The organism is uncultured Bacillus sp. (genome assembly GCF_958411575.1).
GTDB classification, from domain to species: domain Bacteria; phylum Bacillota; class Bacilli; order Bacillales; family Bacillaceae; genus Bacillus; species Bacillus spizizenii.
In genome coordinates this window covers 17,107-31,642 of the sequence record NZ_CATYRA010000015.1, presented here as the reverse complement: position 1 = coordinate 31,642, position 14,536 = coordinate 17,107, and the positions used below count along the sequence as shown (strand labels likewise).

Annotated in this window: 25 protein-coding genes; all 25 read left to right on the top strand. The window is 42.0% G+C overall.

What is annotated here, in order from left to right; all coding sequences use genetic code 11:
• The first annotated feature begins 1 nt into the window (after position 1).
• Entirely contained in the window at positions 2–250 is a 249-nt protein-coding gene (locus Q5C82_RS19030; RefSeq protein ID WP_003225778.1) for a 50S ribosomal protein L7ae-like protein, read from the top strand.
• A gap of 113 nt (positions 251–363) precedes the next feature.
• Positions 364–780, top strand: a complete 417-nt coding sequence (gene rpsL / locus Q5C82_RS19025) for a 30S ribosomal protein S12 (protein ID WP_003225781.1) — start codon at positions 364–366, stop codon at positions 778–780.
• A gap of 41 nt (positions 781–821) precedes the next feature.
• The gene (rpsG, locus tag Q5C82_RS19020; RefSeq protein WP_003225784.1) at positions 822–1,292 is read left to right on the top strand and encodes a 30S ribosomal protein S7; all 471 of its coding nucleotides are present in this window, start codon (positions 822–824) and stop codon (positions 1,290–1,292) included.
• 52 nt (positions 1,293–1,344) lie between these two features.
• Positions 1,345–3,423, top strand: a complete 2,079-nt coding sequence (fusA, locus tag Q5C82_RS19015; protein ID WP_003225785.1) for an elongation factor G — start codon at positions 1,345–1,347, stop codon at positions 3,421–3,423.
• 119 nt (positions 3,424–3,542) lie between these two features.
• Complete coding sequence (gene tuf / locus Q5C82_RS19010; RefSeq protein ID WP_003225787.1) at positions 3,543–4,733, top strand: elongation factor Tu; 1,191 nt, start codon at positions 3,543–3,545, stop codon at positions 4,731–4,733.
• Between the two features lie 100 nt (positions 4,734–4,833).
• Positions 4,834–5,790: an alpha/beta fold hydrolase gene (locus tag Q5C82_RS19005; RefSeq protein WP_003225789.1), complete on the top strand. Its 957-nt coding sequence runs from the start codon at positions 4,834–4,836 to the stop codon at positions 5,788–5,790.
• A gap of 237 nt (positions 5,791–6,027) precedes the next feature.
• Positions 6,028–6,336: a 30S ribosomal protein S10 gene (gene rpsJ, locus Q5C82_RS19000; protein WP_003156464.1), complete on the top strand. Its 309-nt coding sequence runs from the start codon at positions 6,028–6,030 to the stop codon at positions 6,334–6,336.
• A gap of 39 nt (positions 6,337–6,375) precedes the next feature.
• Positions 6,376–7,005, top strand: coding sequence for a 50S ribosomal protein L3 (gene rplC / locus Q5C82_RS18995; protein ID WP_003225791.1), 630 nt, complete (start codon positions 6,376–6,378; stop codon positions 7,003–7,005).
• 27 nt (positions 7,006–7,032) lie between these two features.
• The gene (gene rplD, locus Q5C82_RS18990; protein ID WP_003225792.1) at positions 7,033–7,656 is read left to right on the top strand and encodes a 50S ribosomal protein L4; all 624 of its coding nucleotides are present in this window, start codon (positions 7,033–7,035) and stop codon (positions 7,654–7,656) included.
• Positions 7,656–7,943, top strand: a complete 288-nt coding sequence (gene rplW, locus Q5C82_RS18985) for a 50S ribosomal protein L23 (RefSeq protein ID WP_003225793.1) — start codon at positions 7,656–7,658, stop codon at positions 7,941–7,943. Before rplD ends, rplW begins: the two co-directional genes overlap by 1 nt.
• Before the next feature lie 31 nt (positions 7,944–7,974).
• A complete protein-coding gene (gene rplB / locus Q5C82_RS18980) occupies positions 7,975–8,808 on the top strand; it encodes a 50S ribosomal protein L2 (protein WP_003225795.1) in 834 nt (277 codons plus the stop codon).
• A 57-nt stretch (positions 8,809–8,865) separates the two neighbouring features.
• Positions 8,866–9,144: a 30S ribosomal protein S19 gene (gene rpsS / locus Q5C82_RS18975; RefSeq protein WP_003156472.1), complete on the top strand. Its 279-nt coding sequence runs from the start codon at positions 8,866–8,868 to the stop codon at positions 9,142–9,144.
• Between the two features lie 16 nt (positions 9,145–9,160).
• The gene (gene rplV, locus Q5C82_RS18970) at positions 9,161–9,502 is read left to right on the top strand and encodes a 50S ribosomal protein L22 (RefSeq protein WP_003225797.1); all 342 of its coding nucleotides are present in this window, start codon (positions 9,161–9,163) and stop codon (positions 9,500–9,502) included.
• Between the two features lie 3 nt (positions 9,503–9,505).
• On the top strand, positions 9,506–10,162 hold the full coding sequence (gene rpsC, locus Q5C82_RS18965; RefSeq protein WP_003225799.1) for a 30S ribosomal protein S3: 657 nt from the start codon (positions 9,506–9,508) through the stop codon (positions 10,160–10,162).
• A 1-nt stretch (position 10,163) separates the two neighbouring features.
• On the top strand, positions 10,164–10,598 hold the full coding sequence (gene rplP, locus Q5C82_RS18960; RefSeq protein WP_003225801.1) for a 50S ribosomal protein L16: 435 nt from the start codon (positions 10,164–10,166) through the stop codon (positions 10,596–10,598).
• Positions 10,588–10,788 carry a 50S ribosomal protein L29 gene (gene rpmC / locus Q5C82_RS18955; RefSeq protein ID WP_003225802.1) on the top strand — a complete coding sequence of 67 codons (201 nt, stop codon included), beginning with the start codon at positions 10,588–10,590 and terminating at the stop codon, positions 10,786–10,788. The genes rplP and rpmC overlap by 11 nt, the downstream gene beginning before the upstream one ends.
• A gap of 22 nt (positions 10,789–10,810) precedes the next feature.
• Positions 10,811–11,074 (top strand): 30S ribosomal protein S17, encoded by a 264-nt coding sequence (gene rpsQ, locus Q5C82_RS18950; RefSeq protein WP_003225804.1) that lies wholly within the window; start codon positions 10,811–10,813, stop codon positions 11,072–11,074.
• Between the two features lie 40 nt (positions 11,075–11,114).
• Complete coding sequence (rplN, locus tag Q5C82_RS18945; protein WP_003225805.1) at positions 11,115–11,483, top strand: 50S ribosomal protein L14; 369 nt, start codon at positions 11,115–11,117, stop codon at positions 11,481–11,483.
• Positions 11,484–11,519: 36 nt separating this feature from the next.
• A complete protein-coding gene (gene rplX, locus Q5C82_RS18940; protein WP_003156486.1) occupies positions 11,520–11,831 on the top strand; it encodes a 50S ribosomal protein L24 in 312 nt (103 codons plus the stop codon).
• Between the two features lie 26 nt (positions 11,832–11,857).
• Positions 11,858–12,397, top strand: coding sequence for a 50S ribosomal protein L5 (gene rplE, locus Q5C82_RS18935; protein WP_003225809.1), 540 nt, complete (start codon positions 11,858–11,860; stop codon positions 12,395–12,397).
• Between the two features lie 22 nt (positions 12,398–12,419).
• Positions 12,420–12,605 (top strand): 30S ribosomal protein S14, encoded by a 186-nt coding sequence (gene rpsN, locus Q5C82_RS18930; RefSeq protein ID WP_003156488.1) that lies wholly within the window; start codon positions 12,420–12,422, stop codon positions 12,603–12,605.
• Positions 12,606–12,636: 31 nt separating this feature from the next.
• Positions 12,637–13,035 (top strand): 30S ribosomal protein S8, encoded by a 399-nt coding sequence (rpsH, locus tag Q5C82_RS18925; protein WP_003225812.1) that lies wholly within the window; start codon positions 12,637–12,639, stop codon positions 13,033–13,035.
• Between the two features lie 29 nt (positions 13,036–13,064).
• Positions 13,065–13,604, top strand: coding sequence for a 50S ribosomal protein L6 (rplF, locus tag Q5C82_RS18920; RefSeq protein WP_003225814.1), 540 nt, complete (start codon positions 13,065–13,067; stop codon positions 13,602–13,604).
• A gap of 32 nt (positions 13,605–13,636) precedes the next feature.
• Complete coding sequence (rplR, locus tag Q5C82_RS18915) at positions 13,637–13,999, top strand: 50S ribosomal protein L18 (protein WP_003225816.1); 363 nt, start codon at positions 13,637–13,639, stop codon at positions 13,997–13,999.
• A 24-nt stretch (positions 14,000–14,023) separates the two neighbouring features.
• Positions 14,024–14,524, top strand: a complete 501-nt coding sequence (gene rpsE, locus Q5C82_RS18910; RefSeq protein WP_003156493.1) for a 30S ribosomal protein S5 — start codon at positions 14,024–14,026, stop codon at positions 14,522–14,524.
• Positions 14,525–14,536: the final 12 nt, after the last annotated feature.

Sequence of the window (14,536 nt, the reverse complement as noted above, 5' to 3'; positions counted from 1 at the left end):
TATGTCTTATGATAAAGTATCACAGGCCAAATCAATTATTATTGGTACGAAGCAAACAGTGAAAGCTCTAAAGCGAGGTTCAGTAAAGGAAGTAGTCGTTGCAAAAGACGCAGATCCGATACTTACGTCAAGTGTTGTTTCACTTGCGGAAGATCAAGGTATCTCTGTCTCAATGGTTGAATCCATGAAAAAGCTCGGCAAAGCCTGCGGAATTGAGGTAGGAGCAGCCGCTGTTGCCATTATTTTATAACGTACTTTTGTTTTTGCGTAAGAATTGTTCTTATGTAAAGACATTGTTTTTTGCCTTTTGATGAACCACCTGGGTATGTGGGTTATAAAACATAATGAAGGGAGGAAAAATACATGCCTACAATTAATCAGCTAATTCGCAAAGGACGCGTGAGTAAAGTAGAAAACTCAAAGTCTCCTGCACTTAACAAAGGATACAACAGCTTTAAAAAAGAGCACACTAACGTATCTTCTCCACAAAAACGCGGGGTATGTACTCGTGTTGGTACAATGACACCGAAAAAACCGAACTCAGCACTTCGTAAATATGCTCGTGTTCGTTTAACTAACGGAATCGAGGTTACTGCTTACATTCCTGGTATCGGTCACAACCTGCAAGAGCACAGTGTTGTACTTATCCGTGGCGGACGTGTAAAAGACTTACCAGGGGTACGTTACCACATCGTTCGTGGTGCGCTTGACACTGCTGGAGTTGAAAACCGTGCACAAGGCCGTTCTAAATACGGTACGAAAAAACCTAAAGCAAAATAATAAACGAAAATACGCATAATTGATGAAGGGAGGATATTCAGATGCCACGTAAAGGTCCTGTAGCAAAAAGAGACGTTTTACCTGATCCGATTTACAACTCTAAGCTTGTATCTCGTCTAATCAACAAAATGATGATCGATGGTAAAAAAGGTAAGTCTCAAACAATCCTATACAAGTCATTCGATATCATTAAAGAACGTACTGGCAATGATGCAATGGAGGTTTTCGAACAAGCATTGAAAAACATCATGCCTGTACTTGAAGTAAAAGCACGCCGTGTAGGTGGTGCGAACTACCAAGTTCCTGTAGAAGTTCGTCCTGAACGTCGTACGACTCTTGGACTTCGCTGGTTAGTAAACTACGCTCGTCTTCGCGGAGAAAAAACGATGGAAGAGCGTTTGGCTAACGAAATCCTTGACGCAGCTAACAACACTGGTGCTGCTGTTAAGAAACGTGAAGATACTCATAAGATGGCTGAAGCAAACAAAGCATTTGCTCACTATCGTTGGTAGGATTTATATACTAAAAAACACAATTTCCCAATAAGGAAGGAGAAATTACCCAATGGCAAGAGAGTTCTCCTTAGACAAAACTCGTAATATCGGGATCATGGCTCACATTGATGCCGGTAAAACGACTACTACAGAACGTATCTTGTTCTATACTGGTCGTATCCACAAAATTGGTGAAACTCATGAAGGAGCTTCACAAATGGACTGGATGGAGCAGGAACAAGAACGTGGTATCACAATCACGTCCGCTGCGACAACTGCACAGTGGAAAGGATACCGCGTAAACATCATCGATACTCCAGGACACGTAGACTTCACAGTTGAAGTTGAACGTTCTCTTCGTGTACTTGATGGTGCTGTTGCTGTACTTGATGCACAATCAGGCGTTGAGCCTCAAACAGAAACTGTTTGGCGTCAGGCAACAACTTACGGAGTACCGCGTATCGTTTTTGTTAACAAAATGGACAAAATCGGTGCAGACTTCCTTTACTCTGTAGGAACTTTAAGAGACCGTCTTCAAGCAAACGCTCATGCAATTCAATTGCCGATCGGTGCTGAGGACAACTTCGAAGGTATCATCGACCTTGTAGAAAACGTTGCGTATTTCTACGAAGATGACCTCGGAACTCGTTCTGATGCGAAAGAAATCCCTGAAGAGTACAAAGAGCAAGCTGAAGAGCTTCGCAACAGCCTCATTGAAGCTGTTTGTGAGCTTGATGAAGAGCTTATGGATAAATACCTTGAGGGTGAAGAAATCACGATTGACGAGTTAAAAGCAGGTATCCGTAAAGGTACATTGAATGTTGAATTCTACCCTGTTCTTGTAGGTTCTGCCTTCAAAAACAAAGGTGTTCAACTAGTACTTGATGCTGTTCTTGACTACCTTCCTGCACCAACTGACGTTGCTGCAATTAAAGGTACTCGTCCTGATACAAATGAAGAGATTGAGCGCCATTCTTCTGATGAAGAGCCATTCTCTGCATTGGCATTTAAAGTTATGACTGACCCTTACGTTGGTAAGTTGACGTTCTTCCGTGTGTACTCTGGAACACTTGATTCCGGTTCATACGTGAAAAACTCTACTAAAGGCAAACGTGAGCGCGTTGGACGTATCCTTCAAATGCACGCTAACAGCCGTGAAGAAATCGCTACTGTATACGCAGGAGATATCGCAGCTGCTGTAGGTCTAAAAGATACAACAACTGGAGATACTCTATGTGATGAAAAGGATCTTGTTATCCTAGAATCAATGGAATTCCCAGAACCAGTTATCGACGTTGCTATTGAGCCTAAATCAAAAGCTGACCAAGATAAAATGGGTATTGCTTTAGCGAAACTTGCTGAAGAAGATCCTACATTCCGTACTCAAACAAACCCAGAAACTGGCCAAACGATCATCTCTGGTATGGGTGAACTTCACCTTGATATCATTGTTGACCGTATGAAACGCGAATTTAAAGTAGAAGCCAATGTTGGTGCCCCTCAGGTTGCGTACCGTGAAACATTCCGTACCGGTGCAAAAGTTGAAGGTAAATTCGTACGTCAGTCTGGTGGACGCGGTCAGTTCGGACACGTTTGGATCGAATTCGAACCAAACGAAGAAGGCGCTTGCTTTGAATTTGAAAATGCGATTGTCGGTGGGGTAGTTCCACGTGAATACATCCCAGCTGTTCAAGCAGGTCTGGAAGATGCACTTGAAAATGGTGTACTGGCAGGCTTCCCGCTTATCGACATTAAAGCAAAACTTTTCGATGGTTCTTACCATGATGTTGACTCAAACGAAATGGCATTTAAAGTTGCTGCTTCTATGGCATTGAAAAATGCAGTCAGCAAATGTAACCCAGTTCTTCTTGAACCAATCATGAAAGTAGAAGTGGTTATTCCGGAAGAATACATGGGTGATATCATGGGTGATATTACTTCACGTCGCGGACGCGTAGAAGGTATGGAAGCACGCGGTAACGCTCAAGTTGTACGCGCTATGGTTCCTCTTGCTGAAATGTTCGGTTACGCTACTGCACTTCGTTCTAATACGCAAGGTCGCGGTACGTTCACTATGTTCATGGATCACTACGAAGAAGTGCCGAAGAGCGTTTCAGAAGAAATTATCAAAAAAAATAAAGGCGAATAATTGATTTTGCCTCTTAACTCAAGTATAACTACTATTGTAAGATGAGGAAGTGAAAGCTTTCTTTCACTTCCTATCACTCTATACATTACTAATTAAAAGCTCTTAAGGAGGATTTTAGAATGGCTAAAGAAAAATTCGACCGTTCCAAATCACATGCCAATATTGGTACAATTGGACACGTTGACCATGGTAAAACAACTTTAACTGCTGCTATCACAACAGTACTTCATAAGAAATCTGGTAAAGGTACAGCTATGGCGTACGATCAAATTGATGGTGCACCAGAAGAACGCGAGCGCGGTATCACAATCTCTACTGCACACGTTGAGTACGAAACTGAAACTCGTCACTATGCACACGTTGACTGCCCAGGACACGCTGACTATGTTAAAAACATGATCACTGGTGCTGCGCAAATGGACGGAGCTATCCTTGTAGTATCTGCTGCTGATGGCCCAATGCCACAAACTCGTGAGCACATCCTTCTTTCTAAAAACGTTGGTGTACCATACATCGTTGTATTCTTAAACAAATGCGACATGGTAGACGACGAAGAGCTTCTTGAACTAGTTGAAATGGAAGTTCGCGATCTTCTTAGCGAATACGACTTCCCTGGTGATGATGTACCAGTAATCAAAGGTTCTGCTCTTAAAGCTCTTGAAGGTGACGCTGATTACGAAGCAAAAATCTTCGAACTTATGGATGCAGTTGATGAGTACATCCCAACTCCAGAACGTGACACTGAAAAACCATTCATGATGCCAGTTGAGGACGTATTCTCAATCACTGGTCGTGGTACAGTTGCAACTGGACGTGTAGAACGCGGACAAGTTAAAGTCGGTGATGAAGTTGAAATCATCGGTCTTCAAGAAGAAAACAAGAAAACAACTGTTACAGGTGTTGAAATGTTCCGTAAGCTTCTTGATTATGCTGAAGCTGGTGACAACATTGGTGCCCTTCTTCGCGGTGTATCTCGTGAAGAAATCCAACGTGGTCAAGTACTTGCTAAACCAGGTACAATCACTCCACACAGCAAATTCAAAGCTGAAGTTTACGTTCTTTCTAAAGAAGAGGGTGGACGTCATACTCCATTCTTCTCTAACTACCGTCCTCAGTTCTACTTCCGTACAACTGACGTAACTGGTATCATCCATCTTCCAGAAGGCGTAGAAATGGTTATGCCTGGAGATAACACTGAAATGAACGTTGAACTTATCTCTACAATCGCTATCGAAGAAGGAACTCGTTTCTCTATTCGTGAAGGCGGACGTACTGTTGGTTCAGGCGTTGTTTCTACAATCACTGAGTAATAGTATGATGATAAACGAGACCCCTTGAGGGTCTCGTTTTTTGTTTGCTTATCTTTTTCTTGTATAATAGGATCTATCATATTCGAGGGGCTAATTTTTTATGATTCCTGAAAAGAGATCAATCGCTATCATGAAAGAACTGAGCATTGGAAATACAAAGCAAATGCTGATGATTAATGGGGCTGATGTGAAAAATCCATTGTTGCTTTTTTTACACGGCGGCCCGGGGGCGCCGCAAATCGGATATGTTAGGCATTATCAAAAAGAGCTGGAACAGCATTTCACGATAGTACATTGGGATCAAAGAGGATCCGGGCTTTCGTATTCAAAACGAATTCCTCATCACTCCATGACAATAAGTCATTTCATTAAAGATACAATTCAAGTCACTCAATGGCTCTTAGATCATTTTTCAAAAACAAAAGTGTATCTTGCCGGCCATTCGTGGGGCACGCTGCTGGCACTTCATGTACTGCAGCAGCGTCCTGACTTGTTTTACGCTTATTATGGAATCAGTCAGGTTGTTAATCCTCATTATGAAGAATCAGCTGCTTATCAATATATACGTGAAATCTCTGATCCAAAAAGAGCAGGTATAGTATTCCCGCTCATACGTTTCATTGGCGCTCCGCCTTGGAAGAAGGATATCCAGCATCTTATCTATAGGTTGTGTGTCGAGATGAGCAGGGGTGGATTTACTCACCAGCATCGTCAATCTCTTGCTATATTATTTCAAATGCTTACTGGTAAGGAGTATGGAATAAGAAATATGCACAGCTTCCTCAATGGATTGTACTTCAGCAAAAAACATTTAACTGATGAGTTGTATCGGTTTAATGCATTTAGATCAGTTCCTTCTATTAAAGTACCGTGCTGTTTCATTTCGGGGAGACATGATTTAATTGTTCCTGCTGAAATATCGAAACAATATTATTGTGAGCTTGAAGCACCTGAAAAGCGCTGGTTTCAATTTGAGAAATCTGCTCACACCCCGCATATCGAGGAGCCGTCATTATTCGCAAATACACTGAGTCGCCACGCACTGTATCACTTATGATAGATCCTTGATAAATAAGAAAAACACCTGTATAATAAAAAAAGTGTGCAAACCATGCATATTTTAAATAAGTCTTGCAACATACGTCTATTTTCTGTATAATGGTGTATGTTGGTCTTTGACTGCGATGAAGTGAGAGGTTGCTGACACACCCGGCCGCTTTGCCATGGCAAAGGTGTTCAGGTTTTTCTCACGGAGAACTGTCTAACTTGATGTAGGCGAAAAGGAGGGAAAATAATGGCAAAACAAAAAATTCGTATTCGTTTGAAAGCATATGATCATAGAATCCTTGATCAATCTGCAGAGAAGATTGTTGAAACGGCAAAACGTTCTGGTGCTAGTGTATCTGGTCCGATCCCGTTGCCAACTGAAAAATCAGTTTACACAATCCTTCGTGCGGTGCACAAATACAAAGATTCTCGTGAGCAATTTGAAATGCGTACACATAAACGTTTAATCGATATTGTGAACCCAACACCACAAACTGTTGATGCTCTCATGCGATTAGACTTACCATCTGGTGTCGATATCGAAATCAAACTTTAATTCTAAAATATAGAATGATCTTAATAGGAGGTGTGACGAATGACCAAAGGAATCTTAGGAAGAAAAATTGGTATGACGCAAGTATTCGCTGAAAATGGTGATCTTATTCCGGTAACTGTTATCGAGGCTGCTCCAAACGTTGTTCTTCAAAAGAAATCAACTGAAAACGACGGTTACGAAGCAATCCAGCTTGGTTTTGACGACAAGCGTGAAAAGCTTTCTAACAAACCTGAAAAAGGGCACGTTGCAAAAGCGGAAACTGCTCCTAAGCGCTTCGTTAAAGAATTACGCGGAGTGGAAATGGATGCGTATGAAGTTGGTCAGGAAGTCAAGGTTGAAATTTTCTCTGCTGGAGAAATCGTAGATGTAACAGGAGTATCTAAAGGTAAAGGTTTCCAAGGTGCAATCAAGCGCCACGGACAATCTCGCGGACCTATGTCTCACGGTTCACGCTACCACCGTCGTCCTGGTTCAATGGGACCTGTAGATCCTAACCGTGTATTCAAAGGTAAATTATTACCTGGACGTATGGGCGGAGAGCAAATCACTGTTCAAAACCTTGAAATCGTAAAAGTTGATGCAGAACGCAATCTTCTTTTGATCAAAGGTAACGTACCTGGTGCGAAGAAATCTTTAATCACTGTTAAAAGTGCTGTTAAATCTAAATAACTCTCTTAGGAAAGGAGGAAATTGATCATGCCAAAAGTAGCATTATACAACCAAAACGGTTCTACTGCTGGTGACATCGAATTAAACGCTTCTGTATTTGGTATCGAGCCAAATGAGAGTGTTGTATTCGACGCTATTCTTATGCAAAGAGCTTCCTTACGTCAAGGAACTCATAAAGTAAAAAATCGTTCTGAAGTACGCGGCGGAGGTCGTAAACCATGGCGTCAAAAAGGTACTGGACGTGCCCGTCAAGGTTCTATCCGTTCACCGCAATGGCGCGGAGGTGGTGTCGTATTCGGCCCAACACCACGCAGCTATTCTTATAAATTACCTAAAAAAGTTCGCCGCTTGGCAATCAAATCAGTATTGTCTTCTAAAGTAAACGACAACAACATCATCGTACTTGAAGATCTTACTCTTGATACGGCTAAAACAAAAGAAATGGCAGCTATCCTTAAAGGATTATCTGTTGAGAAAAAAGCTTTAATCGTAACTGCAGATGCTAACGAAGCAGTAGCTTTATCTGCTCGCAACATTCCTGGAGTTACTGTAGTTGAAGCTAACGGAATCAACGTTTTAGACGTTGTCAACCACGAGAAGCTTCTGATTACAAAAGCAGCGGTTGAAAAAGTAGAGGAGGTGCTTGCATAATGAAAGATCCTCGTGATGTTCTAAAGCGCCCCGTCATTACTGAACGTTCTGCTGATTTAATGGCTGAAAAGAAATATACTTTTGAAGTTGATGTAAGAGCTAACAAAACAGAAGTGAAAGACGCGGTTGAAAGCATCTTTGGAGTTAAAGTTGACAAAGTCAACATCATGAACTACAAAGGTAAATCAAAACGTGTTGGACGCTACACTGGTATGACTAGCCGTCGCAGAAAAGCGATCGTAAAACTTACTGCAGACAGCAAAGAAATCGAAATTTTTGAAGCTTAATTATCTGTAAAAAGAAGGAGGGAAATTCAAAATGGCGATTAAAAAGTATAAACCGACCTCTAATGGACGTCGTGGTATGACAACTTCAGATTTTGCTGAAATCACGACTGACAAGCCGGAAAAATCCTTGCTTGCTCCCCTTCACAAAAAAGGCGGACGTAATAACCAAGGTAAACTGACTGTACGTCACCAAGGTGGCGGACATAAACGCCAATACCGTGTTATCGACTTCAAACGCGATAAAGATGGTATACCTGGACGCGTTGCTACAGTTGAATACGATCCAAACCGTTCAGCTAACATCGCTCTAATCAACTATGCAGACGGAGAAAAACGTTACATTCTTGCTCCTAAAGGAATTCAAGTGGGTACTGAAATTATGTCAGGTCCTGAAGCTGACATTAAAGTAGGTAATGCACTTCCACTTATCAACATCCCTGTTGGTACAGTTGTGCATAACATTGAATTAAAACCTGGTAAAGGCGGACAGCTTGTACGTTCAGCTGGTACATCTGCTCAGGTTCTTGGTAAAGAAGGTAAATACGTTCTTGTACGTCTTAACTCTGGAGAAGTTCGTATGATTCTATCTGCTTGCCGTGCTTCTATCGGTCAAGTAGGTAACGAACAGCACGAACTTATCAACATCGGTAAAGCTGGACGTTCTCGCTGGAAAGGCATCCGTCCTACAGTTCGTGGTTCTGTAATGAACCCTAACGATCACCCACACGGTGGTGGTGAAGGACGTGCGCCAATCGGACGTAAATCACCAATGTCTCCATGGGGCAAACCGACTCTTGGATTCAAGACTCGTAAGAAAAAGAACAAATCCGATAAATTTATCGTACGTCGTCGTAAAAATAAATAACGGGGTTGTCTACGGTTCACTTCGGACCGTAGTGCAATCACGAAGGGAGGTTCCAAAATGGCTCGCAGCTTGAAAAAAGGACCATTTGTCGATGGACACTTGATGACAAAAATCGAGAAATTAAATGAAACAGACAAGAAACAAGTCGTAAAAACTTGGTCTCGTCGTTCTACTATTTTCCCACAGTTTATTGGTCACACAATCGCAGTCTATGACGGACGTAAACACGTGCCTGTATTCATCTCTGAAGATATGGTAGGGCACAAGTTGGGTGAATTCGCTCCAACTCGTACGTACAAAGGTCATGCTAGTGATGACAAAAAAACAAGACGCTAAGAGAGGAGGCTTTTAAATGCAAGCTAAAGCTGTTGCAAGAACAGTCCGTATTGCTCCTCGTAAAGCACGTCTAGTAATGGACCTGATTCGAGGCAAGCAAGTAGGTGAGGCAGTATCAATCTTGAACCTTACACCAAGAGCTGCTTCTCCAATTATCGAGAAAGTATTAAAATCCGCTATTGCAAATGCTGAGCATAACTATGAATTGGACGCTAACAACCTGGTTATTTCTCAAGCATTCGTTGACGAAGGCCCTACGTTAAAAAGATTCCGCCCACGTGCTATGGGACGTGCGAGCCAAATCAACAAACGTACGAGCCACATTACAATCGTTGTATCAGAAAAGAAGGAGGGATAAGTAGTGGGTCAAAAGGTAAATCCAGTCGGTCTTCGTATCGGAGTCATTCGTGATTGGGAATCTAAGTGGTACGCTGGTAAAGATTACGCTGACTTCCTGCACGAAGATTTAAAAATTCGTGAATACATTAGCAAACGCCTTTCTGACGCTTCTGTTTCTAAAGTGGAAATCGAGCGTGCAGCAAATCGCGTTAACATTACGATCCACACAGCTAAGCCTGGTATGGTTATCGGTAAAGGCGGTTCTGAAGTTGAATCACTTCGTAAAGCCCTTAACAGCCTTACTGGCAAGCGTGTACACATTAACATTCTTGAAATCAAAAGAGCAGATCTTGATGCACAGCTAGTTGCTGACAACATCGCTCGTCAATTAGAAAACCGTGTTTCTTTCCGCCGTGCACAGAAACAACAAATCCAACGTACTATGCGCGCTGGAGCACAAGGTGTGAAAACAATGGTTTCTGGTCGTCTTGGCGGTGCAGATATCGCTCGTTCTGAATACTACAGTGAAGGAACTGTTCCATTGCACACATTACGTGCGGACATTGACTATGCAACATCTGAAGCTGACACTACTTACGGTAAGCTTGGTGTGAAAGTCTGGATCTATCGTGGAGAGGTTCTTCCTACTAAGAAGAAAACTGAGGAAGGAGGAAAATAATATGTTATTACCAAAACGCGTTAAATATCGCAGAGAGCATCGCGGAAAAATGCGTGGCCGTGCGAAAGGCGGTACTGAAGTACATTTCGGTGAATTCGGTATCCAAGCTCTTGAAGCTTCTTGGATCACTAACCGTCAAATCGAAGCTGCACGTATTGCGATGACTCGTTACATGAAACGTGGCGGTAAAGTTTGGATCAAAATTTTCCCTTCTAAACCTTACACTGCTAAACCACTTGAGGTACGTATGGGATCCGGTAAAGGGGCTCCAGAAGGTTGGGTAGCTGTTGTAAAACCGGGCAAAGTTTTATTTGAAATTTCTGGTGTATCTGAAGAGGTTGCTCGTGAAGCACTTCGTCTTGCATCTCACAAATTGCCAATTAAAACGAAGTTCGTAAAACGTGAAGAAATTGGTGGTGAATCAAATGAAAGCTAATGAAATTCGTGACCTTACCACTGCTGAAATTGAACAAAAAGTAAAGTCTCTTAAAGAAGAACTTTTCAATCTTCGCTTTCAATTAGCGACAGGACAACTTGAAAATACTGCTCGCATTCGTGAAGTGCGCAAAGCTATCGCGCGCATGAAAACTGTGATTCGTGAAAGAGAAATTGCTTCTAATAAATAATCACTGAGGGGAGGTCGTGAGCATGAGCGAACGTAACCAGCGCAAAGTTTACCAAGGCCGTGTTGTTTCTGACAAAATGGATAAAACCATCACTGTTGTTGTTGAAACATACAAAAAACATACACTTTACGGTAAACGCGTAAAATACTCAAAAAAATTCAAAGCACATGATGAAAATAATCAAGCTAAAATTGGCGACATCGTAAAGATCATGGAAACTCGTCCATTGTCTGCAACTAAGCGTTTCCGTCTAGTTGAAGTTGTCGAAGAAGCTGTTATTATCTAATAAAGTTCGGAATTCTTTTTCCGAAGGGAGGTAACAAATAATGATTCAACAAGAGACTCGTTTAAAAGTAGCTGACAACTCTGGCGCACGTGAAGTACTTACTATTAAAGTTCTTGGTGGTTCTGGACGTAAAACAGCTAACATTGGTGATGTAATTGTTTGCACGGTTAAACAAGCAACACCAGGAGGCGTTGTCAAAAAAGGTGAAGTCGTAAAAGCTGTTATCGTTCGCACTAAAAGCGGAGCGCGCAGAAGTGACGGTTCATACATCAGCTTCGATGAGAATGCATGTGTTATCATCCGTGACGACAAGAGCCCACGCGGAACTCGTATCTTCGGACCAGTTGCTCGTGAATTGCGTGAAAACAACTTTATGAAAATTGTTTCTCTAGCTCCAGAAGTTATCTAATGAAATAAATGCCTTAGTCAAGGAGGTGCGATCAGGATGCATGTTAAAAAAGGCGATAAAGTAATGGTTATCTCTGGTAAAGATAAAGGCAAACAAGGAACAATCCTTGCTGCTTTCCCTAAAAAGGACCGCGTTTTAGTTGAAGGTGTGAACATGGTGAAGAAACACTCTAAACCAACTCAAGCTAACCCTCAAGGCGGTATTTCTAATCAAGAGGCGCCAATTCATGTATCAAACGTTATGCCGCTCGATCCTAAAACAGGTGAAGTGACTCGCGTAGGATACAAAGTGGAAGATGGCAAAAAAGTTCGTGTAGCAAAAAAATCTGGGCAAGTTCTAGATAAATAGTATTAAAAGGAAGGGAGGTCTATCTCATGAACCGCCTTAAAGAAAAGTACAATAAAGAAATTGCACCTGCTTTAATGACAAAGTTCAACTATGATTCTGTCATGCAAGTGCCTAAAATCGAAAAAATCGTAATCAACATGGGTGTTGGTGACGCTGTTCAAAACGCGAAAGCAATCGACAGTGCTGTTGAAGAATTAACGTTTATCGCAGGTCAAAAACCTGTCGTTACTCGTGCGAAGAAATCAATTGCTGGATTCCGTCTTCGTGAGGGAATGCCTATCGGTGCGAAAGTAACTCTTCGCGGAGAGCGCATGTATGATTTCCTTGATAAACTTATTTCTGTATCTTTACCGCGTGTACGTGACTTCCGCGGGGTTTCTAAAAAATCTTTCGACGGTCGCGGTAACTACACACTTGGTATCAAAGAACAGTTAATCTTCCCTGAAATTGACTACGATAAAGTAACAAAGGTTCGCGGAATGGACATCGTTATCGTAACAACTGCTAATACTGACGAAGAAGCTCGTGAGCTATTAACTCAAGTAGGTATGCCGTTCCAGAAATAATCAATGAAAGGGAGGCGAAATCGTGGCTAAAAAGTCTATGATTGCGAAACAACAACGTACACCAAAGTTTAAAGTACAAGAGTACACACGCTGTGAACGCTGCGGACGTCCGCATTCAGTCATTCGTAAATTTAAACTTTGCCGTATTTGTTTCCGTGAGCTTGCATATAAAGGACAAATTCCTGGCGTGAAAAAAGCCAGCTGGTAATCCCCAAGAAAGGGAAGGAGGTAATTATATAATGGTTATGACAGATCCAATTGCAGATATGCTAACTCGTATTCGCAATGCAAACATGGTACGTCATGAGAAGCTTGAAATTCCTGCTTCTAAATTGAAAAGAGAAATTGCTGAAATTTTAAAGCGTGAAGGTTTCATTCGTGACGTTGAGTTCGTAGAAGACAGCAAACAAGGTATCATCCGCGTTTTCTTGAAATACGGACAAAACAACGAGCGCGTTATCACTGGTCTTAAAAGAATCAGCAAGCCTGGTTTGCGTGTTTATGCTAAATCTAATGAAGTACCTCGCGTACTTAACGGTCTTGGAATCGCGATCCTTTCTACATCACAAGGTGTTTTAACGGACAAAGAAGCCCGTGCAAAACAAGCTGGTGGAGAAGTTCTAGCATACGTTTGGTAAGAAGTTTAACATGAATGGAGGTGTTTGGTATGTCTCGTGTAGGTAAGAAGCTACTTGAGATTCCTTCTGATGTTACAGTAACGTTAAATGATGACAATACTGTAGCTGTGAAAGGACCAAAAGGAGAATTAACTCGTACGTTTCACCCTGATATGGAGATTAAAGTAGAGGACAATGTGCTTACAGTCACTCGTCCTTCTGATCAAAAAGAGCACCGTGCTTTGCATGGTACGACGCGCAGTCTGCTTGGCAACATGGTTGAAGGTGTATCTAAAGGATTTGAAAGAGGTTTGGAATTAGTCGGTGTCGGTTACCGTGCGTCTAAATCCGGAAATAAACTTGTTTTAAACGTTGGATACTCTCACCCTGTTGAGATCGTTCCTGAAGAAGGCATCGAAATCGAAGTTCCTTCTCAAACTAAAGTAGTTGTAAAAGGTACAGACAAAGAACGTGTAGGAGCTATCGCTGCTAACATCCGTGCTGTCCGTTCTCCAGAGCCTTACAAAGGTAAAGGAATCCGCTACGAAGGTGAAGTTGTTCGCCGTAAAGAAGGTAAATCTGCTAAGTAAGATCGCTTAAAGTGAAGAAAGGAGTGACCTAGATGATTACGAAAACTAGCAAAAATGCTGCTCGTCTTAAAAGACACGCTCGTGTTCGCGCTAAACTTTCCGGTACTGCTGAAAGACCGCGCCTGAACGTTTTCCGTTCTAACAAGCACATTTACGCTCAAATCATCGATGATGTAAATGGTGTTACACTTGCTAGTGCATCTACTCTCGATAAAGACTTGAACGTTGAAAGCACTGGAGATACTTCTGCTGCTACTAAAGTTGGAGAATTAGTTGCAAAACGTGCTGCTGAAAAAGGCATTTCTGACGTAGTATTTGACCGTGGCGGATACTTATACCATGGACGTGTAAAAGCTTTGGCTGATGCCGCTCGTGAAGCTGGACTTAAATTTTAATAAAAGAAGGAGGGACACATGATTATGCGTCGTATTGACCCAAGCAAATTAGAGTTAGAAGAACGCTTAGTTACGGTTAACCGCGTAGCGAAAGTTGTTAAAGGTGGTCGTCGTTTCCGCTTCGCAGCTCTAGTCGTTGTCGGTGACAAAAACGGACACGTAGGATTCGGTACTGGTAAAGCACAAGAAGTACCAGAAGCGATCCGCAAAGCTGTTGAAGATGCGAAAAAGAATTTGATTGAAGTACCAATGGTTGGAACTACAATTCCACACGAAATCATCGGACGTTTCGGTGCAGGTAACATCTTGTTAAAACCTGCTTCTGAAGGTACTGGAGTTATCGCTGGAGGCCCTGTACGTGCGGTACTTGAGCTTGCTGGTGTAGCTGATATCCTTTCTAAGTCTTTAGGTTCTAACACACCGATCAACATGATTCGTGCAACACTTCAAGGCTTAAGTGAACTTAAGCGTGCTGAAGAGGTTGCGAAGCTTCGTGGAAAATCTGTAGAAGAACTGTTAGGATAAGGAGGGAATATT